This window comes from Pseudomonas sp. EA_35y_Pfl2_R111 (assembly GCF_963970955.1).
Taxonomy (GTDB): Bacteria; Pseudomonadota; Gammaproteobacteria; order Pseudomonadales; family Pseudomonadaceae; genus Aquipseudomonas.
On sequence record NZ_CAXAOM010000002.1, the window covers coordinates 452,633 to 475,147 of the forward strand.

General features: G+C 56.7%; 9 protein-coding genes. 3 read left to right on the forward strand and 6 right to left on the reverse strand.

Going from position 1 to position 22,515, the window contains the following annotated elements:
• Positions 1–78: 78 nt before the first annotated feature.
• Entirely contained in the window at positions 79–10,599 is a 10,521-nt protein-coding gene (locus AACY25_RS10640; protein WP_339524415.1) for a retention module-containing protein, read from the reverse strand.
• A gap of 436 nt (positions 10,600–11,035) precedes the next feature.
• Here AACY25_RS10640 and AACY25_RS10645 point away from each other — a divergent pair, with 436 nt between their 5' ends.
• Genes AACY25_RS10645 through AACY25_RS10655 form a run of 3 tightly spaced genes read left to right on the forward strand, consistent with a single transcriptional unit; the run spans position 11,036 to position 15,941 of the window.
• Positions 11,036–12,391: a TolC family outer membrane protein gene (locus tag AACY25_RS10645; RefSeq protein ID WP_339524417.1), complete on the forward strand. Its 1,356-nt coding sequence runs from the start codon at positions 11,036–11,038 to the stop codon at positions 12,389–12,391.
• Positions 12,392–12,423: 32 nt separating this feature from the next.
• Entirely contained in the window at positions 12,424–14,574 is a 2,151-nt protein-coding gene (locus AACY25_RS10650; RefSeq protein ID WP_445262149.1) for a type I secretion system permease/ATPase, read from the forward strand.
• Positions 14,575–14,582: 8 nt separating this feature from the next.
• Complete coding sequence (locus AACY25_RS10655) at positions 14,583–15,941, forward strand: HlyD family type I secretion periplasmic adaptor subunit (RefSeq protein ID WP_339524421.1); 1,359 nt, start codon at positions 14,583–14,585, stop codon at positions 15,939–15,941.
• Positions 15,942–15,968: 27 nt separating this feature from the next.
• Here the strand turns inward: AACY25_RS10655 and AACY25_RS10660 are convergent, their stop codons facing one another.
• The 5 genes from AACY25_RS10660 to aceK all read right to left on the reverse strand — a co-directional run bounded on the left by AACY25_RS10660 (position 15,969) and on the right by aceK (position 22,427).
• Positions 15,969–16,583: a tRNA-uridine aminocarboxypropyltransferase gene (locus AACY25_RS10660; RefSeq protein ID WP_339524423.1), complete on the reverse strand. Its 615-nt coding sequence runs from the start codon at positions 16,581–16,583 to the stop codon at positions 15,969–15,971.
• A 90-nt stretch (positions 16,584–16,673) separates the two neighbouring features.
• Positions 16,674–18,239 carry a methyl-accepting chemotaxis protein gene (locus tag AACY25_RS10665; protein ID WP_339524424.1) on the reverse strand — a complete coding sequence of 522 codons (1,566 nt, stop codon included), beginning with the start codon at positions 18,237–18,239 and terminating at the stop codon, positions 16,674–16,676.
• A 182-nt stretch (positions 18,240–18,421) separates the two neighbouring features.
• Positions 18,422–18,553 (reverse strand): PA1414 family protein, encoded by a 132-nt coding sequence (locus AACY25_RS10670; RefSeq protein ID WP_339524426.1) that lies wholly within the window; start codon positions 18,551–18,553, stop codon positions 18,422–18,424.
• Positions 18,554–18,652: 99 nt separating this feature from the next.
• Complete coding sequence (locus AACY25_RS10675; protein WP_339524427.1) at positions 18,653–20,692, reverse strand: TonB-dependent receptor family protein; 2,040 nt, start codon at positions 20,690–20,692, stop codon at positions 18,653–18,655.
• Positions 20,693–20,696: 4 nt separating this feature from the next.
• Entirely contained in the window at positions 20,697–22,427 is a 1,731-nt protein-coding gene (gene aceK / locus AACY25_RS10680; protein WP_339524429.1) for a bifunctional isocitrate dehydrogenase kinase/phosphatase, read from the reverse strand.
• Positions 22,428–22,515: the final 88 nt, after the last annotated feature.

The following is a 22,515-nucleotide window of genomic DNA, read 5'->3' on the forward strand; positions in this document are numbered from 1 at the left end:
AGCTTTTAATAAACAAAGTAAGAAAAAGCCCGCAGTCTGATTAGGATTGCGGGCTTTAGTCTGGCTACCAACCTACGTTCATACTACCTGCAAGGCGTTATCCCCCAGCAGCCCATTAATGACACTAGCTGTATCAGCACCTCCTGAAATAATGCCACCACCTCCAGGAGTCACTCCGTATTCAACAGCCACATTAAAGCCAGTCAACTCAATGGTTGTAGTTGCAGCACCGCCTGACGTAGGGCTAACCGCAATAATGGTGCTGTTATCGACTACCGAGAAGCTAAGGAAATCATCCAGCGATCCGGCATTGTAGGACTCACCAATCAACAACTGGGTGAGATCCAATTTGTCTCCCTCATCAGGTTTGAAATCGAGCACCTTGTCGGTCCCCGTGGTATCAGCCGATAGCCAGCGGAAGGTGTCCGCACCCGCGCCACCAGAGAGGATATCGTTGCCCAATCCACCGATGAGAATGTCATTACCATCACCACCAGACAGCACATCGTTGCCAGCCAAACCACTGAGCGTGTCATTGCCACCCAGGCCAAAGAGGTAATCAACTCCAGCGGTACCAGCCAGATTATCCACGCCGGCAGTACCATCCACCGACAGCGAATCAGGAACCAACATAGCGCTGAGCACACTACTTACACTGTCCCCATCACTATCAGTACCTACGATGTCGTGAGAAAGATTAATGGGCTGTCCGATGCTTGCCTGCTCATATTCGAAGAAACCTAATTTGAAGGTTTGACCGCTACCACCACTGATCTGCACGGCGCTGAAGTTATTGGCGGAGCTGACTTCGTACCACCACCCTTCCTCCATGCCCGTTACACGAATCGAATTACCCAAATCAGTGAGGCCAACCTCGCTGGTTTTGTCCACCTCTACACCGCCCTCAATGGCGTAAACGCGGATATTGCTGGTACTTAGGTTCCGAGTGGTTTCACCTGAAGCGTCGCCGATAAAGTTGTAGTCATTGTCGGCCAACAGCACCGCGATCACGAAGGTTGCGGTCCCTGCACCGCTAGGGCTAACCCAGGCAACTTTCTGGGCGAAGCGATTGGTGGTGTTGTGGCTGGTGTAGGTGAAGCCGGTGCTATTGGCACCTCCTGTTGCCAGGCCGTTAACCAGATCGATACGCAGCTGCTCGCCATTCTTGATGCTGTTGCCATCGCTAATGCCAATTTCGGTGCTGTTGGAATTGATGCTCTGCCCCGAGGTGCTCGACAACAACGCATCAAACGTTGTCCCTCCCATGTCGATCAGTCCTTTGAAGGCGGAGTTACCACCACCAACACCGGTCAGATTCGTGGCGGACACCTCTGAACCGTTGGCAATCGGTCCATAGGTGGTCAGCGTGTAGCTATCGGTCGAGGCATCCATATCAATGCGATAACCGAGAGTTCCACTGGCGCTGGTCTTAGCCTCGATAATGGACTGGTCACTGCCATAGAACAGGTACAACTGTTGACCGTTGAGGCTCAGCAGATTACCGCTGGCATCCCGAGCAGCAGCACCCTGAACGATAGAGAAGTTCACCTCATCAGGGCCATCAGCACCCGCCGAAGCCTCGAAACGCAGATCGGCGATGATGGAGCGGGTTTCACTGACCTGATCAACTAGCAGCGCCGTAACCGGGGTGAAGGCAATCGGCACATCATCTTCAACCTGGATTAACAGATCGCCAGCGATCGGCAAGGGATTAACACCATTGCTAGCCTTGATGGCGTTGGTCAGGTTCAGCGTAAGGAACTCATTGTCGTTAATGCCTGCACTAGGATGGTCCAGCGGGCCCAGCAGCGTGAACGTATAAGTGCCATCGGTCAGCACCTTGAGCGTAAATACATCGCTACTGCCAGCTTTAGCGGTCAACGTGTCACCGGAGAAGCTGTAAGTAACCGCTACACCGCCTGAGGTTATCGTCGGCATAATCGCTGGCGACGTGTTCAAGCTGAACTGCCCACTATTGGTACCCACCAGCAAATCCACCAGGCTGCCGGTGGCAACTGTATTGACGCTGTCACCATCGGTGATGCCGCCAGGTAGCTCGTCCTCGTCCACCCGCCCGACAACCGGAGAGGCGTCTTCAATATTGACGGTTAGAGACGCACTAGATGGGTCGCCATCCTTGTCGACGATGGTGTAGCCGAAACTTTCGCTGGTATCGGCGAGCACATTCTGCGGAGCCGTATAGCTCCAAGCGCCTGAGGCAAAGTTAAAGCTGAGTTTGCCTGTCAGGCCTGTAGAAATATCTGTCAGCTGATTACCGGCAATGCTGCCGCCACTGCTGACATTTATCGTGCCAGTGCCATTCCAGGTATATGTCACGCCATTGATGACGATCGACTGAACATACCCAGGACCATCAGCACCGAATGCATCATCGTCACCACCGCCTACAGCGTTGTCGCTACCCAGCAGCACATTGCCACTCACCACTCCACCATTGATCTGGTCAAGCAGGGTATCAATCAAACCGTCGAAGTTAGCGACCAGAATCGGCGAACCACTGCCGTCGACATCCACATCCTGCAGGCGGGCCGCATTGATACCGTCACCGACGCCGATGGTGGTTACATTGATGCCGTTGTTATCGACAAAATTATTCCATGCAGTCGCTGCCGTTGTGGTCAGTGAGGTATTTCCTGGGCCAGTTTGCTGGTTTGGATTACCGTCGCTGATAAAGAACACCTGATTGCTCCAGCCTGAAATTGGGCTGTAGACCGCCATGGTCTCCTCGATGGCGTCAGTAAAGTCGGTCTGCCCACTGAACGGCCGATTGGCAATGATGTTATCCATCAGGGCATTGAAAGACTCCAGGGTAGTAACCGATGGATAAGACAGAGAGGTCGACGAAAACGCCACAACAGTGACTTTCACATCCCCTTCCGTACCGGAATAAAGTGCCTGCCCTGCCGCTTTTACAGCGTTCATCATGGTGCTGAATTCGCTGTCACTGATACTGCCGCTGGAGTCGAGAACAAAGGCCACGTTGAAGTCCGAACCACTGGCTTCGGCAACATGAGCAGTGTCATTTTTGGCCTGCGGCGTGTCGTCATCGACATTGACTGACAGTGTGCCAGTTGCCTTGTCGCCATCCTTGTCGGTTACCTGATAGCTCAGGGTAAAGGCCTGATTGTTCTCCAAATCGGCATTGGCATGTTGAATCGGTGCGTTCTGGGTGACGCTATAAACACCAGTAGCGGTGTTCAGCGTTAACGTCAGCACTGTAGTGCCGCCCTGCTTAACCAGCAGTTGCGAACCGTCCGGGCTTGCCTGATAGGTAAATCCACCAGGCGCTCCCGATTCCAGCCATTTCACCGTACCGGCACCGTCAGCACCGAAGTTGTGCTGCAAAGTCCCACCGGCATTCACCGAGTCGGCATCGTCGGTACCGCCGGGGCCACCCGCTATGCCATTTGCCAGCGCATCATCATCCAATTGCACGGGGGCATTGGCACTGACGGTTGGCACATCGTCTTCAATCTGTACCAGGAAGCTGCCCGCCAGTGGCACAGGGTCAACCCCGTTGCTGGCCTGCAAGATACTAGCGAAATTCATCACCAGCAGTTCGTCGTCATCACCGTTGCCCAGTGGATGGTCGAGTGGTTTAAGCAACGTGAAGGTGTAATCGCCGTCGCTTTCCACCTGTAGGGTGAAGACGGTATCCGTACCCGCCTTGGCGCTCAATGTATCGCCAACCACACTGTATACCAGAGGAGTCCCACCGGATGAGGCACCATCCAAACCGCTGGTATTACCAGACAGACTGAACAGCACGGCGGCAGATGGCCCGACCACCAAGTTACTAACACTGCCGGTGGCGATAGTGGTTTCCCCATCGCTATCGGTAATACCGCCAGGCAATTCGTCCTCATCAACTTTGGCAATGACCGGGCTTATGTCCTCCACATACACCGTCAGAGTCGCTCCGGACGGATCGCCGTCCTTGTCGACAAGGACGTAGTTGAAGGTCTCGACCTTGTCGCCGCCGCCACTAGTGGGAGCCCGATAGGTCCAGGCACCCGTAGCGAAGTTGAAGTCCAACTCACCGCCATGAGTGGTGGGGATGTCGCTCAGCAACTGGCCACCATCGAGTACACCATCCCAGGTATAGGTGGAGCCATTGATCTCGATAGACATAATCCGGCCAGGACCATCGGCGCCATAGCCATCGTCGTCACCAGTGCCACCGTTATCGACACCGTCACTACCGTGCAGCACGTTGCCATTGACCAGACCGCCGACTACGTTATCCAGCAGCGTATCGACTAGGTCATCAAAATCATCAGCTCGCAGCGGGTCGTTGTTCGGCCCAGCGTCCATATCAACGTCTTCTAGGCGCTGGTCAATGATGCCGTTGCCTACACCGACTGTGGTGACAGTGATCCCATTAGTGTCGACAAAGGTATTCCAGGCCGTCGCAGTTGCGTCAGTCAGTGAATGGCCTCCTGTACCTGTCTGCTCGTTGGGATTGCCATCACTGATAAACACGACCTGATTGTTCCAGCCAGGCTGTGGCACATAGGAAACCATGGTCTGCTGGATCGCATCGGTGAAGTCAGTAGTACTGTCTAGAGGCCGAACCCCACCTGGCTCCAACGGGTTGAGGGAGTTCACCAAATTAGTGAACGCAGTGATGTCGCTGGTTACCGGGTAGCCGATCGAGTCGTTCGAAAAAGCCACAATCTGAATCTGCACCGCACCGGCGGCGTTGTTGAACAGTTCCTGGCCGGCCGTACGCACGGCATCCAGCATCTGATTCAGTTCGCCATTGTCGATACTGCCGCTAAAGTCGAGCACGAACACCATGTTGATATTCTGGGTCTGTCCGGTGCTGACATAGGCCACATCGGCCTGGGCCACCGGGGTATCGTCATCAACGTTAATAGCCAAGGTTCCATCGGCTGTATCACCATCTTTATCGGTAACCCGATAATTAAGGATGAAGGCCTGATTATTCTCCTGATCAGCATCGGCATGCAGGATTGGTGCGTTCTGCGTAACGGAGTAGGCACCGGTCGCACTGTTCAGCGTCACAGTCAGCACTAGGGTTGCGCCCTGACTGACCAATAATGAGCCATCAGGACCTGCCGAATAGGTGAAGTCTACCGGCGCACCACTGGTAAGCCACTGCACATTACCCGCACCGTCTGCCCCGAAGTTAAGTCCCAATGTGCCGCTGATTTCCACGGCATTGTCGTCGTCACCTATCCCGCCCGGAATACCATTGGCCAGAGCATCATCGTCCAGTTGTACCAGAGCGTTAGGCATCACACTTGGGCCGTCATCTTTGAAGCTGATGGCTGTACCGATATCAATACTTGCGTTGGCTTGGTCGCCATCACCATCCACCACTGTGGCGGTCAGACTGACGTGCCCTGCGCCAAGGAACTTGGCTTCGTCTGGGTCACCCGTTGGGTGAACAATGGCGCGAATCTGATCCAGGGTGACAGTGCCTGTCGCATCAACACTCAGGGTAAATACCAGTTGGTTGCTGACCGAGGTGCGGCCCTCAATGACCCCCGCATTCAGGCTAAGGATTACGTCCTGATTGGTTTCGGTATCGACCAAACCTGAGTTGGCATCCTGCACGCTCAGGTTGTAGGTCAGGCTTTGCAGGCCATCAGCGCCAGGCTGCACGTTGAACACACCACTGAAGTTAGCGGTTGCATCAATATGGAAGGCCGATTCATCGACCTGCAGTGCGGAACCCCAGGTGAGATTGGTGCTGACATCGTTGTAGTCGTAGTCCGAGGTAAGTGTTTTGTCTTCCCAGTTCTGATTGCCTACGTTGCCGGTGTCCTGCAAATGCGAGCCGCCAGGATTCAGGCTGGCATCGCTGAACAGCACATTGGCGCCGTCAGCACCTACTAGTGGCACACCACCTAGCTGCGCCTGCCACTGGCCGGCGACAAACTCGAAGGTCACAACCGAGCCATTAGCCAGATCGGCATTGGCTCCGCCGTTAGGGATGATAAAGAAGCCCGTGTTGGCTGGGTCCAGGCCACTGAGGTCGGCCACATCGCCAACGGACTGAGCATGCACATTGGCCCAGATCACTTTGCCGTCTAGCGGTGAACCATCGGGAGCCTTGTTGTAATAGCCATAGGAATTACTAAAGCCGGCATCGGTCCCCTGGAAGGTGACGAAGGAGCTAACGCCAATACTCCCGGCCTGAATGGTCGGCGTATCGTCATCAATCGTTACGACCAACGAGCCCATGGCCGAGTCGTTATCACCGTCAGTTACCGTGTAACCAATGTTCAAAGTGATGTCGTCTTCGGTGCCGCTGACTGGGTGCATGAGCGGTTGCAACAAGTTGATGGTGTAGGCGCCAGTGGCTGGGTCAGTGAGCACCACTGTCAGCAATGCGCCGCGGACAGAGCTGATGGTCAGGGTATTAGTTGGGGCATCCCAGTTGGATGTCACAGCCTCCGAGCCCAAGTTCAGCGGGCCGCTAAGCGCGATGGATTTGAGGCCATCAGCACCGGCATTGAATGCCAAGTTCCCACTGGTGCTGGTAGCTGCGCCCGCAATGTCGCCTGGGCCGCCATTGATACCGCCAGGGAGACCTTCGTCGTCAAGAACAACTGCTGCGGTTACCTGGCCGGCAGTTGGAGCATCGTCTTCGAAACGAATCACATGACCGATATCGACGTTGTCGACTGCCACATCGCCGTCGCCATCAGTAACGGTCAGCACTGCTTTGATTTTGCCACTGAGACTCAGCGACTCGTCTGCGTTGCTGCCATCAGGATGTTTAAGGGAAATGTACTGCGCAATGCTCAGCGTACCGTCACTGCCGATCGCTACAGCAAATGCTGCCTTGCCACTATCGGCACCGCCATCAACACGGCCGACGACCAGATCGCCCTCGACATGCAGACGGATAGTGAAACCATCGGTGGTTTTCAGCCCTGAGTCCATGCCATTGCTGCCCTGCAGAGCCAGGCTCAGAACAGTTGTTGCGCCCTCTTCATCTTGGCCAACACTGCTACCCGCAACACTGACGACCGCACCACTGCTTTGCGCGTAGCCGATTGGATCCAGATCAGTACCCGGTGTACCGACCGCAGCGAAGAGTGCTGACAGATCAGCCACGTCATTGTCGTTGGCATCCCCCGGAATCAGTGGAGTGGCGACTGCATTTTGCAGCCCTGCAGACTCATCGTGGGTAACCCCGGCATTTCTCACCAGGCTGATGTTCGCGGTGGGGCCGTCATCCTCGAAGCGGATCACGCTACCAATATCGACCTTATCGACCGCTACATCGCCGTCGCCATCGGTGACAGTCACAACCGCCTGAATCTTGCCCGCCAGGCTAACGGCTTCATCGAAGCTACTGCCACCAATCGGATGCTCAAGCGACACGTATTGGGCCAGGCTCAGCGAGCCGTCGGCGCCGATGGCAATAGCAAATGCGGCCTTGCCGGCATCCGCCCCACCCACGATACGACCAACGATCAGTGCACCTTCAAGGTGCAGAGTGATGCTGTGACCATCGGTGGTACGTAACCCGGAGTCATCGCCGTTGCCGTTTTTCACCACCAAGCTGAGCTGGACAGTCGCGCCCTCTTCGTCCTCACCGTAACTGCTACCCAGGGTAGTCACTACGGGAGTTGCACTCTTGGCAAAGCCAGTCGGGCTGATGTCTGTACCTTTGTTGGCAACGCCATCAAATACCGACAGGTAAGCCACATCATTGTCAGTGATATCGCCCAGGGTCCAGGTATGCCAGAAATTCTGCAAACCAGCCGTTTCATCGTGGGTGACATCAGCCCATGGGCCTTTGAGATTAATGTGCGCAGTGGGGCCGTCATCCTCGAAGCGGATTGAGCTGCCAATATTGACCTTATCGACAGCCACGTCGCCGTCACCATCGGTCACTGTCAGCACTGCCTGCACCTTGCCAGCCAGGCTTACCGCTTCGTCATAGCTACTACCGCCAACTGGATGCTCCAGCGACACGTATTGCGCCACGCTGACCGTGCCGTCAGCGCCTATGGTGATGGCAAATGCTGCCTTACCGGCATCCGGTCCACCGACAATGCGCCCAACCACCAGGCTGTTTTCAACATAGAGTTTGATGGCAAAACCAGCAGTAGTGGCCAGGCCTGAGTCAGCACCATTGCCGCCGACAACTGCGAGGCTAAGCTGTGAAGTCGCGCCTTCTTGATCCTGCCCGTAGCTGCTACCAGCAGTCGTAACCAGCGGATCATTGCTTTGCGCATAGCCTTTTGGAGAAAGATCACCGCCTCTGTTCACAACACTGTTAAACAGACTGGAGATGCCATTGATGTCGTTGTCGTTGGCGTCTCCAGCAGGTGCTGGGGTCGCCGTGGCATTCTGCAAACCATGCGATTCGTCGTGTACAACGCGTACGCCCTGCACGGCGTTTATGTTGGCAACCGGGCCGTCGTCCTCAAAGCCAATCACATGGCCAACGCTGACTTTATCCACCGCCACATCACCATCGCCATCTGTCACGGTGACCACGGCATTGATCTTGCCAACCAGAGTTACCGCTTCGTCATAGCTGCTGCCACCAACCGGGTGTTCCAGCGACATGTACTGGGCAATGCTGATCGAGCCATCGGCACCAATGGCAACAGCAAAGGCTGCCTGCCCAGCAAAATCACCACTGGCAACACGGCCCACAACCAAGCCGCCTTCGAGGTAAAGATTGATGGGGGTGCCGTCGGTGGTTTTCAGGCCAGAATCACTGCCCGGCGCTCCTGTCAGTTCAAGGCTGAGGACTGTGGTAGCACCGGAAAAATCTGAACCATAGCTGCTACCAAATGTGCTCACGATAGGCGTCAGGCTTCGGGCAAAGCCTGTAGGGTCGATATCACCCCCCTTGTCAGCCACACCATTGAATGCTGATACAAAGCTAACATCGTTGTCCCAGTCACCAGGCTTCCACCAGGAGGTCAGGAAATTCTGCAGCCCTGCGCTTTCATCATGAGTTACTTGTGCCCATGGACCTTTGAGGAATATGCAGGCTTGTGGGCCGTCATCTTCAAAGCCAATACGCGATCCCAGCTCGACTGTGGGAGAGGTTGCCGAATCGCCATCGTTGTCGAAGATCTTCACGGTCACGCCGATCAGACCCTCGCCAATTGCGGCCATGGTGTCGTGGTTATTACCGTCATCACCATGGTCAACAGCAGCATATTGAGTGACAGAGACCGCACCCGTACTTGAGTTGATGCTGATACGGAACACCACCAGGCCGCCGTCGGCGATTCCAAGAATGTCGCCTGCGTCTGCACCAGCACCGCCGACAAACGACAGCAAGATCGGGCCACCAGCCGTGGCGGTAAGGCCCGAGTCAGCGCCATCTTCTGCCAAGGTCAGTGAGAATGTCCTGGCCTCAAGATCTTCGCCATCGGCACCTGGGTCGACAGCCAGTGAAAAGATACTTTCCAAGTTAAAACTGGCGTAGCCAATTACACCGGTTTCGCTGCCTAAATAACTGGTTTCATCGTTATTCGACGCATAGCCAGACTCATCTTTAGTCGAGCCACCAGTACCAACGGACTCATCGACGACCAGCAGACCACCCTGCTCAGATATGTCAAAACGCAGGATGCTGGGGCCATCGTCATATACAGCGATAGTGAGCGGCACTGTCGGCGATACGTCGCCATCGTCATCAAACACACGAACAAAGAACGGGTCGAGCAGCTGGTCATCAGCCCCAACAGCATTGGGATTGGAATGATTGAGCGTGTTGTCAGCCAGGGTGTACGTCCAGTTGCCGGCGGCATCAAACACCAACTGCCCATAAACGCCCTGAACCACACCGCCGCCTTGCACATTGACCCACACCCCATCCTTATCCAGCACCTGGATGGCCGAGACACCGTCGGGTGAATTGATGATCAATGAGCCGGAAACATTTTCCGCATTGCTGCCAGGGTTCGAACCGGCCTGGCCGTCAAGGTTGGTTACCGCGTCAGGATTGAGCGCAGCCTCTTCAACCACGCCTGGGCCCGTAACGACAGAGCCTTCCTGATCGAAGTAGATAATTTCAATCGTGGGTGACGAGTCTGGCGCCTCATCACTCACCACAGGTTCTGGATTGGGAAACTCCGGCCCGGTGTTCAGCCCTTCGGTTGGGAAGCCAATGATCGGATCGAGTGCGCCGCCGGTTTCACCCAGCAATACGAAGGAATGGCCGCCGCCCGCACCACCAGCTCCGCCTGCGCCACCCGCACCTGGGCCCGCAGCGGTTGCTTCACCTTCAAGCGTCGGGTCGACGCCGGCTTCAATGGCAGCCTGCAATTGCTCAACATCGGTCAGGTCGCCATCACTCGGCGCTGCCGGAGGCGATTCTGCGGTAGCTACTTGCTGATCGGAATTGCCTGCGAGCATTTGCTCTGTGAGGTTTAGGCTGCTGTCGCGACCCAGGGTCAATTGCTGTCCATTGCTCAGAGCAACCGCAATAGCTCCAGCGGCTCCGGTAACAATTTGCTCCCCCGCAAAAACTCGATCACCTTCACTAAGTGGCCGACGCGTTCCGTCGCCAGCTACTGCATAGACTTCGCCGATAACTTGGCTGACGACACCAATCAAAGTAGCCATGATTCCATCCTCACTACAGCTGCCGACCACCGCCGACACGTATGTCAAAAAAGGTCTAAACACCCTTCAGGAGAGAACAAAACCACTGGCTGATTACTACGACGTCACGCTCAAAAACAAAAACGACAAAAAACTGTCACCCTGACTCACGTCGCTCACTACACCAGCAAGATCCCGCCCTTAATTGTATCTGACCATCTGTTTTAGCCGCGCACGCTATCTAAAAGCACAAAACGCGCGGCTTATGAATTAAAACAATGTGCTGCTTTTCCCAGACTGCATAAGATTTTTTTCTTATAGGCCTTGTAACAATTTTTTCTTAGCTACGCTTAAAACTGTTCTTAGCTGTGATGTTACAGGCTGAAAGTAATCAGCAAGGCAAATAAGCCATTTTTTTGGCGACTGGATTTTGAAAACTTATAAGGAGAGTTACCAGATGCGCGCACTTAACCCTTTATGGAGCAGTATTGTGCTGGCAATGGTCTGTACACAGGCATACGGCATAACCCTATCCGAGGCGATTCAGAGCACTCTGGATAACCACCCCGAAGTTCACGCGGGAGCCAATAGCCGCCTTTCATCGGACGAAGACGTAAAGATTGCGAAAGGTGGCTATCTACCCACCGTTGACCTATTGATGGGCTACGGCCGAGAAAATACCGATAGCCCAACCACCCGGGCACTGGGCAACCACAACACAGAAACCCTGAACTACGGCACCTCTGAGCTGCGCCTGCGGCAGATGATCTTTGATGGCTTTAATACGCCGAACGAAGTGGAACGCACTAAAGCCGTGGTGAACTCACGGGCCTATCGTCTGCTTGGCACCTCGGAAAGCCTGGCCCTACGCACCGTCGAGGTCTATCTGGACCTGCTGATGCGCCGTGAAATGGTCGAGCTTGCACGTAACAACCTGCAGGCTCACCAACGTATCGGTGATCAAATCGGTCTGCGCAGCGAGCAAGGCGTTGGCAGCACGGCGGACCTTGACCAATCCGAAGCGCGTTTGGCACTCGCTGAGAACAACCTTTATACCGAGCAGGTAAACCTGGCTGACGCCGAAGCCAATTTCTTCAGTGCCGTTGGCCGCATGCCCGATCAGCTGGCCTCTCCGGCATCACTGAAAGGTTCATTGCCAGAAAGCCTCGCCGAGGCTCGGCAGGCGGTAATCGACAACAACCCCTTCCTGAAGTCTGCACAGTCCGATGTGCATGCGGCAGAAAAACAATATGAAGTTGCCAAGTCCACCTTCTATCCGCGTGTTGACCTTGAACTGGCCACCAACGCCGACAACAACACCCAGGGCGACGAAGGCCACAACAACGGTTGGCGTGCCGCCGTAGTGATGAACTACAACCTGTTCAACGGCATGCGTGACAAGGCGCGCCTGCAATCGACTGCTCACCAGATCAATGAGTCGATGGATATTCGCAACAACGCCCTGCGCGTACTCAACGAGAACCTCTCCCTGGCCTGGAACGCCATGGAAAATGCCCGACTGCAAACCCCAAAAGCACGAGATTACGCCGACTACACCTCGCGGGTTCGCGAAGCCTATCAACAGCAATTCGGCCTGGGCCAACGCACCTTGCTCGATTTGCTGGACAGTGAGAACGAGCTCTTTACCGCTAACCGCCGCTACAGCGAAGTGCGCTTCAGCGAAGAGTTCTCGATGTACCGGGTAAGTGCAGCGATGGGCGACTTGTTGCGTCAACAGCAAGTGGTAGTACCGGCAGAGGCTGTAGCCCTCACCGAAGTGAAGAGCGAGGCACGTCTGCCGGCAATGAAGTAGAACCGGCTAAGGAGTAGTACACCTTGACCACCATGGAACGGCCGGGGTCACCCAGCGATCCGCGTCTTAATCACGACGATCCGCTGCTTGATGGCTTGTTGATTCTTTGCAAACTCCACGGCTGCTCAGCCAGTCGTGGCAGCTTGAGTGCAGGCCTGCCATTGCCCGAGCAACGCCTTAGTGCCGAGCTGTTACCTCGCGCTGCGGCGCGAGCGGGTTTGCAAGGGCGTTTACTGCACCGCGATCTGGCGAGTATCTCAACCCTCAACCTACCCGTGTTGCTGCTGTTGAAAGACGGCCGTAGCGCTGTGCTGCGCCAATGGGGGCCGAAGAATCAAGCGCAGATCCTGCCCTGCGAAGCCGACGGCGGTGAACAGTGGGTAGGCCGTGAACAATTGGCCGCCGAATATAGCGGCCAAGCCTTCTTCGCTCGCCCACGGCATGAGTTGGAAGAAGCACGCTCCCCCCTCATTCCACGCATTGAAGCCTGGTTTCGCGACACCCTGAAGCTGTCGCGCTGGTTGTACACCGATGCAATTCTCGCCAGCCTGCTGATCAACCTACTCGGGCTAATGGTGCCGCTGTTTGTTATGCAGACATATGACCGCGTCGTGCCCAACCAAGCAACCTCGACACTCTGGGTACTGGCCATCGGTTTGTTCGTCGGCATGGGCTTCGAGTTACTGCTGAAAATCCTACGCTCGCATCTACTCGATACCGCCGGCAAGAAAACCGATGTGGTGCTGTCGGCCACATTATTCGAGCGCATCACTGGCATGTCGATGAACGCTCGCCCGGCCACCATCGGCGGATTTGCCCAGAGCATTCATGATTTCCAGGGCCTGCGTGAATTTCTCACGGCCGTCACCCTCACCAGCCTGATCGACCTGCCCTTCTCATTTCTGATGATCACGGTGATATGGCTGATTGGCGGCTGGCTCGTCGTTATTCCACTGCTGGCGTTCCCGATCACTGCTCTCTTTGCTTTTATCATTCAAGCGCGCTTGCGCGACACGGTGGAGAAAAGCCTGCAATTGGCCTCGCAACGCCAGGCGCTCCTGATCGAAACCCTCGGAGGCCTGGAAACCCTAAAAGCCTGCAGCGCGGAAAGCGAACGTCAGCATCAATGGGAAAAGACCCATGGCGCCCTCACTCGCCTGGATATCCACGCGCGCTCACTGGCCGCAATCGCCACTAACGGCACATTGTTTCTGCAGCAATTCGCCGGCATGGCCACCATCGTGGCGGGGGTTTATATCATCATCGCCGGCCAGCTCAGTGTCGGCGCATTGGTTGCCTGCTACATGCTGGGCAGCCGTATCCTCGCGCCACTTGGGCAGATTGCCGGTCTGATCACCCGCTACCAGCAAGCGCGTCTGACCATGACCAGTACCGATGCGCTAATGGCCTTGCCGCAGGAGCGCCAAGCCAAACAGCGCCCACTGGACCGTACTCAGTTGCATGGCGCGCTGGATGTACGCGATGTCACGTTCAACTACCCCGGACAAAGTACCCCAGCCCTTGCCGGGGTCAGTCTGCGTTTGAGTGCGGGTGAACGCATCGGCATCATCGGCCGCAGCGGCTCCGGTAAAAGCACCCTGGCGCGCTTGGTAATGGCCTTCTACAGCCCGCACAAAGGGCAAATCCTGCTGGACAACCTCGACCTACGTCAGCTCGATGTAGCCGACTTACGCCATCAGATTGGTTACGTGGCCCATGACCTGCCCCTGCTGGCCGGCAGTCTGCGCGACAACCTGACCTTGGGCGCACGCTATGTCAGCGATGCACGCATGCTTGAAGTGGCCGAGCTGACTGGCGTGGTCGACCTGGCAAGGCAACATCCACAAGGTTTTGACCGCCCCGTGGGCGAGCGTGGTCAGCTGCTTTCTGGCGGACAACGCCAGGCTGTGTTGCTGGCCCGCGCGCTATTACTCGACCCGCCCATTCTGTTGTTGGATGAGCCCACTAGCGCGATGGACAACACCAGCGAGGAAATCCTGCGTAACCGCCTGCAAACCTGGGCACAAGGTAAAACCATGCTACTGATCACCCACCGCGCATCCATGCTCAGCCTGGTGGATCGCCTGGTGGTGCTGGATAACGGCCATATTGTTGCTGACGGCCCTAAAGAAGCAGTTATTGAAGCGCTACGCAAAGGTCGAGTTGGCCCCGCAGCGGTATAGGAACGGTCATGCAGATAAGCACCTCGATTCGCGACTACTTCGCCAGCATGCGCCAGCGCAAGCAGGACACCGAGTTTATGCCGGAAGTCGACGGCGCCATTCTCGAAGACTCGCCTTGGTTCACCCGTATCACCGTCTGGGTCGTCAGCGCGTGCCTGCTCACAGCGTTGATCTGGGCCAATTTTGCCGTGCTTGAGGAGGTCACTACCGGCGAAGGCAAAGCCATCCCCTCAAGTAAGATCCAGGTCATCCAGAACCTGGAAGGCGGCATCGTCAGCGAGATATTTGTGCGCGAAGGGCAAATCGTCGAGAAAGGCGCCGTGCTACTGCGCCTGGATGACACGCGTTTTCTCTCCAATCGCGGCGAAGCTGAAGCCGACCGCCTGGCCCTGGTAGCCCGGGTCGAGCGTTTAACCGCAGAGGCAGAAGGTCGCCCCATAAGCATGCCGGAAGATATCTTGCGCCTGGCACCGCAACTGGCCGAAGACGAGCTGGCGCTTTACCAGTCCCGGCAGAACCGTCTGCAAAGTGAACAACGCACCCTTGGCGAACAGCTGCGGCAAAAAACCCAGGAACTGGCCGAGTTCCGCGCCAAGGCTCAGCAATACCGGTCAAGCATGGGCCTGCTGCAGCAGGAACTGAATATGTCGCAACCACTGGTAGCTACCGGTGCGATTTCCCAGGTGGAAATCCTGCGGCTGCGGCGCAGCTTGGTGGAAGTGCGTGGCTCGCTGGACGCCACTAACCTGGCAATCCCAAGAGCCGAGTCGGCCATGGATGAAATCAAAAGCAAGGTGGAAGAGTCAGAACTGAGCTTTCGCTCTGAAGCCTTCAAGGAACTCAATGAAATTCGCACCGAACTAAAAAAAATAACGGCCAGCAGCGTCGCTATCGACGACCGCGTCAGCCGCACCACCGTGGTCTCGCCCGTGCGCGGGGTAATCAAGCAGCTCAAGGTCAATACCATTGGCGGCGTGGTGCAGCCCGGCAATGACATGCTGGAGATCGTGCCGCTGGACGACAGCCTGCTGATTGAGGCCAAGGTACGACCGCAGGATGTAGCCTTTCTGCACCCAGGGCAGAAAGCCATGGTCAAATTCACCGCCTACGACTACACCATCTACGGCGGGCTCAGGGCCAATCTTGAGCTGATCAGCGCCGATACCATCACCGATGAAGAAGGCAACAGCTTCTACCTGATTCAGGTGCGTACCGATAAAAGTCATTTGGGCAGCGTAGAACATCCGCTGCTGATCATCCCCGGTATGGTCGCCACCGTAGATATCATCACCGGTGAGAAAAGCGTGCTCGACTACCTGCTCAAACCAGTGCTGAAGGCCCGCTCGGAAGCTATGCGCGAGCGCTGAAATGCTCTGTCCAGCCACCTGACGCGGTCACGAGCATCCATCTGGCGTGCCGTGATTGCGCTGAAAAATCTGCTCCCCCATCGCCTCGATCTGCCCCTCAATCAGCACCTCAAAGGGTTTGAGCAAAGCGTCGAAACAGGCTGGCGCCTCGACTGTATTCAGCGCAGTCACAATCGCTTCGACGGTTGATAACGCACCGGGCATAGGGGCTTTGCGCAGCCGATAACGCGATTGCAAGCCTTCTGGCAGGACCACCCTGGGCAAAGCCGCCAACAACGGGTTGAGGTGCAACAGCTTGCGCGCCTTGCGCCAGGTGCCGTCAGGCACCACCAATAACAGCGGTAATTCACTGTGTTGCTCGGCAAACGACTTCAGCACTTGCGCCTGCTCGCCAGGAAATAGCAAACACGCGCGACAGCCAGGCTGCTGCAATAACGCAGGGAGAGACTCGAAGACTTCGCCCACCAGCAATTCAGCATTGTTCAAGCCAAGAGCCGCCAAGCGTGCGGTATTTAGCGCATGTTTGACCTCGCTCGGATGCTGCAAAATCAGCACCCGAGTACGGCTAGCCAGACAGGGAATAAGCGCACATAAACAGCGCTCGGCTGGGCGGGTACAGCGGGGGCACTGCGCACGTGGCATCGGTTTCTCCTCAGCCGCGCAGTTTGCCATAGCCGATAGAAAACGGCCCACCTCAGAGGTGGGCCGATACGCATATAAACGAACCGTTACTTAGCGATTGAAGCGCTCCGCCAGGCTGTGCAGGTAGTCCGCCATATCTTCCAGCTCCTGACCAATAGCCGCTCCCTGATGCGCCTGCTCGGCGCTGCGATCAGAGAGCTGGGCGATCTGGGTAATCTGCCGACTGATATCTTCCGCCACATGGCTTTGCTCTTCGGAAGCCGAGGCCATCTGCTGGCTCATGCCAGTGATACGGCTGACGGCCGCACTGATGCCATCCAGCGCGCTGCGTACAGACTCAACACTCTCAACACTCTGCTTGGAAATCGCTTCGCCCTTGCCTGCCGTTACCACTGCCCGTTCGGCGCCAGCACGCAGTGATGAAATGATCTGGTGGATCTGTTCGGTCGACTCGCGCGTGCGTGAAGCCAGCGAACGCACCTCATCTGCCACTACCGCAAAACCGCGCCCCTGCTCGCCGGCACGCGCCGCTTCGATGGCAGCGTTAAGCGCCAACAGGTTGGTCTGTTCGGCAATCGAGGTGATCACATCCGCCACACTGCCGATGGACTGAGTGGAGTTGGCCAGGTCATTGACCGCCTGACCAATGTCCACCACGGCCTTGGCCATATGGTGCATGGACTCGAGGCTACCGCCGGCTAGCTGCAATCCTTGCTTGGCTAGACGATCCGCCTCCTCGGCGGCGTGCGAGGTGCTCTGCACGTTGTGCGTCACCTCTTGAATGGTGGCTGCCATCTGGTTGATCGCCGTGGCGGACTGATCAGTTTCACTGCGCTGTTGATCAAGCATTTGCGCCCCGGAGCGCGACAGGTCAGCAGAGCGGCTGGCGTGTTTCTTGACGTTCACGCCAGCGTCCTCGATGCGCGTCAACGCCGTCTGCAGGCGCGCGTCCTCGCTGATCATTGCCATATCCAGCAGGGCCTGTGCGCCACGGCTATCGGTGTAGGTCAAGGCGACCAAGGCGCTAGTAAACGCCTTGGGATGCTCGGCAAGCGTGCGTCGAATCAGACCTCTCTTGGCATGCAACTGGTAGGAGCCCAGGCCAAACATGGTCACGAAAATAAAGCCCCATAACCAAGGGCCGCTCAATACAAAGTGCGCCCCGAGAATCAGCAGAGCGGCGAGGATAAGCGGCCACGACTGGATGATGTCCAGCGTCCACAGTTCCAGCTTAGGCACCGCCGGTTTACCCTCACGCAAACGTGCGTAGAGCTTTTCGGCACGACGCTTCTGCGCCTCGCTGGGCAGGGAGCGCACTGACTCATAGCCAGCCACCCTGCCACCTTCATAGATCGGTGTGACATAGGCGCTAACCCAGTAATAATCACCGTTCTTCGAGCGATTCTTGACGATTCCCATCCACGGTTTGCCCTGCTTGATGGTCTCCCACATATGGCCAAATACGCCTGGGGGCATATCGGGATGGCGCACTAAGTTGTGGGGTTGACCGATCAATTCTTCACGGGTGAAACCGCTGATTTCGACAAAGGCGTCGTTGCAATAAGTGATATTGCTATTCAGGTCGGTGGTGGAGATCAGTCTTTCGTGCTCGGGGAACGTTCTTTCCCGCTGAGTTACTGGGAGGTTCTGGCGCATTGGAGCTATCCCTGTCTGAGCTATATACATAACCGCAGGTATAGGTCTAGCACAGCAGTACCAACACGCTAGCAAATGCTTGTTTTAAACGTGATTAGCGATCCAGCATGCAAGCGCCAGCGGCCAAAGCCAAAGCCAAACGCTGTCTGGCTCTAACCGAGCGCACGCACAAGTGGGGAGGCCTAACGTCGAGGGGGAAGCGCTTTGGCACCAGAGGCATTACTGCGCACGGGAATGGGCTGCAGTTTTGGCCGCTCACATAAGCCAAGGGCAACCAGCAGATCAAGCAAAGCATTTTGCAACTTGGCGCTCATAAAATAGCCTCCAACCAAGAACATCGAATAGGTGCTTGGACACCTTTAAACAGCCTAGTTCAGCCTGCTCAAAACTGCCGGCCACTTCGTCGCTACAGACTAAAACAGCACACGTAACCCAGCGTAAAGAGTACGTCCTGGCCCCGGCTCAAAATAACGAGCGTTGCCATCGTTGATCCGCAGGTTATCGAAATACTCACGGCCCAGCAGGTTATCGATGCCGAGGTAAGGCTCCAAGCTCTGCTCACCAACCTGAAAACGCTTGCCGATGCGCAGATTAAACAAGGCATAACCGGGTGCAGACTGCGTATTGGCATCGTTGGCATATACCCGCGCCTGAGCCATCACACCGAGGCGCACATAGCCGTGTTGATGCTCATAGGCCAGTTCGCTGAATAGAGTCTGCCGGGGAATACCGGGGATGCGTTCGCCGGAAAAGTCGCCCGCTGCCGTTTGATAATCCTCGAAACGGTAGCGGTTGTAGGCATAGGCCACCGACCAGCGCCAGGCATCGGCAAGCTGCCAATCCAGGCTCAACTCCAGACCATCGCGGCGCGACTCACCGGCATTGCGATAAAAGTTACGTCCGGGCTGTGCTGGCAAGCTGAAGCCCACCAACTCATCTTCCAGCTCAATCCGGTAAAGCGACAGGCTGTAACGCAGCGAGGGCCATTCGCCTTTAATGCCCAGTTCGCGGCTGAGCGCCTGGGCAGGCTGCAACGTGCTGTTGAAGCCGCCGCCTTGCGGGTCGCCCAGTTCGCTAATAGTCGGAGATTCAAAGGAGCTGGCCAGCCGCGCATAGACGGACTGCTGCGGGGTAAAGCGATAACTCAGGCCAGCGCTGTAGTTCCAGTCCTCCAGGCTGCGCGAGCCTGAATCGTCGCGGTTATCGGCCAGATAATAGTCATCCACCGCCAGCCGTACCTGGTCATAACGCAGCCCGAGTGTGGCTTGCCATTGCTCGCTCAGATCGATCTGGTCCTCGATAAACAGTCCCTGACTCAGCGCCGATTCATCCTGCTGCTGACGTAACTGCCCACGCTCGCCCAGCAGGTTGTCATAGCGCCGACGATCATCACGTTGCGCCTCAAGGTCAAAGCCTGCGGTGATCTTGTGCGCCAGGCCGATTAGCTCGCGATGATGGCTGTACTGCCCGCCAATGCCGCCGAAATAACGCTCGAAGGTCGTCTGCCCACTTGTGGTAAAACCCAGTCGATTGCCGAACTCGCGATGCCCCAGATAACTGCGCAGCTGATACTCGTCAGCGCCCGTCGCGTAACCATCCCAGACCAGGCCCAGGCGCTGCTGACGGATATATTCGTCGGCGTCAAAAAGCAGGTTGTTTGGCGCCGCCTGGCGGCGATCCGCCTTCACTTGCGCAGCCGTCAGGCCGCCTGGGTCTTCGGCGCGGTTGTCGATGGCATTGAAGTTCAGGCGCAAACGCCCAGTGGGGGCATACCACCGCAGCTTTCCAGTGAGACTGTTGGTGTGCGCCTGACTGTGTTCGCGGTAGCCCTCTAGCACGGTGCTGTTAAATGCCAGCAAGCCACCCAGGTTGCCATCGCTGCCGCCGATTTCGCCCCGCATACGTTGATAACCCAGGCCGGCCGCACTCAGGTCCAGTTGCATCGAGGGTATGGCCGGCGGCTCGCGGGTTTCGATGGTCAGCACGCCGCCAGCCGCGTTGCCGTAAAGCACCGAGGCCGGGCCGCGCAATACTTCCATACGTTCGACCAGGCCCAGGTCGAGGCCGTCGAGTTCGGTCTGACCATCTGGCATGGTTAACGGCACACCATCGACCAGTACGCGAATACCGCGCACACCAAAATTACCGCGCGCGCCAAAGCCACGAATAGACGGGCGCAGCCCCTGAGCCAGGTTGTAACGGTTGAGGCTAAACACACCCGGTACGCGGGCCAGCAGCGTGTCCAGCGCGAGGTTTTGCTCACCGGGCGCAGTGCCGGACTCAACCACCGTCACGGCGGCCGCAGTACTTAACCAGCGCGTGGTGCTGCGGGGCGAGGTGATCAGCAACGGGGCCAGCTCGACAGCGGTATTTTCAGCCTCGGCCGCCAGTAATGCGCGGCTATCCGCCAACAGCCAAAGACCTGCGGCAATCGCCCCAAAGGCCAAACGCACGCTCTTAATATTCCTTGTCGGCCTGATCCTTGCGCCGATAGGGGAACACATCAATAACTTTGCCGGCACGAATCGCCTCCTGCAGGCTTTTCCAGTAATCAGCGTCATATAGCTCGCCATGCAGCTCGTTGAACAGCTTGCGCTGTTGTATATCGGCAAACAAAAACGGCGGAAATTCCTCGGGGAATACATCCAGCGGCGCCACCGAGTACCAGGGTTCGGAAGACATTTCATCTTCCGGATAGCGCGCCTGAGGGATACGGCGGAAATTCGCTTCGGTCAGAAAGCAGATCTCGTCGTAGTCGTAGAACACCACACGGCCGTGACGGGTGACGCCAAAGTTCTTCAGCAGCATGTCGCCAGGGAATATATTCGCCGCCGCCAGTTGCTTGATGGCTAGGCCGTAATCATCGAGTGCTTCACGCACCTGGGCTGCGCTGGCGCTTTCCACATACAGGTTGAGCGGGGTCATGCGCCGCTCGGTCCAGCAGTGGCGCACCAGCACCGTGTCACCATTGACCTCGACTGTGGACGGCGCAACCTCCAGCAGCTCGGCCAGGCACTCTGGATCAAACTTGCTCAGTGGGAAGCGGAAATCGGCGAACTCCTGGGTATCGGCCATGCGCCCTACCCGGTCGACAGTTTTCACCAGGCGGTACTTCTCAATCACCGTGTTGCGGTCGACGTTCTTAGACGGCGAGAAGCGGTCCTTGATGATTTTGAATACGGTATTGAAGCCCGGCAGGGTAAACACACTCATGACCATGCCGCGCACACCGGGGGCCATGACGAATTTGTCATCGGTGGTGGCCAGGTGGTTGATCAGCGAGCGGTAGAACTCCGACTTGCCGTGTTTGTAGAAGCCGATCGAGGTGTATAGCTCGGCTACATGCTTGCCCGGCAGGATGCGTTTAAGGAAGCCGACGAACTCTGCCGGATAGCCAACGCGCACCATGAAATAGGAGCGCGTGAAAGAGAAGATGATTGATACCTCGGCCTCGTCGGTGATCAGGGCATCAATCTGGATGCCCTGACCTTCGCGGTGCAGCAGCGGGATCACCAGCGGCCATTGCTCGTCGCGGGTGTATATGCGCCCGACCAAATACGCACCCTTGTTGCGGTATAGGCGCGAGGCGAACAGCTCGATGCGCAGGTCAGGGTCCTTGCACACCCAATCCGGCAAGTTGGCGTACAGCTGCTTGAGCAGGCGCGCCAGATCGCGCTCGAGGTTTTCATAGCCGACTTCAAAGCTGAAATCCTCGAAAATCTGCCGCAACGCCTGCTCAACATTACCCTTGGGCTCGTAGAGGCGGGTTTGCGGTGTCCGTGCATTGACTCGCAGGGCCGGACGCGTGGTGTGGATAAACATGCAGCCATCGTTGATCTGGTCATGGCTGAACAAGCCGCAGAAGATCGAGTTAAACCAGGTTTCCGCCAGCTCATCGTCGTAACGCAGGTCGATCAGGGCGATATAAGCCGACTTGACCAGCGGCCACTGCGTCACATCTAGCAGCACCTCGGCCTCGTAGGCTTTGCGCAGGCGCTCGCTGACTGCCGTAACACACTCTTCATACAGGGCAATACGAGCCGCCGAAGCTTGTTGGATTTCCTGCCACTGCGCCTGCTCGAAACGTACCCGCGCGCCATTGGTAATCTGCCGGAACTGCTCACGGTAATCGTCGAAACCTTCAAGAATCAGCGCGGCAATCGCGCTGGCCGGCCATTGCTGTGGCATATACGAACCCCTGCAGATGAAATGCGGACAATCCACCGAGCTTATCCAGTGACCGGGCCAAGTTAAAGGCGCCCGCACCTAGATACGC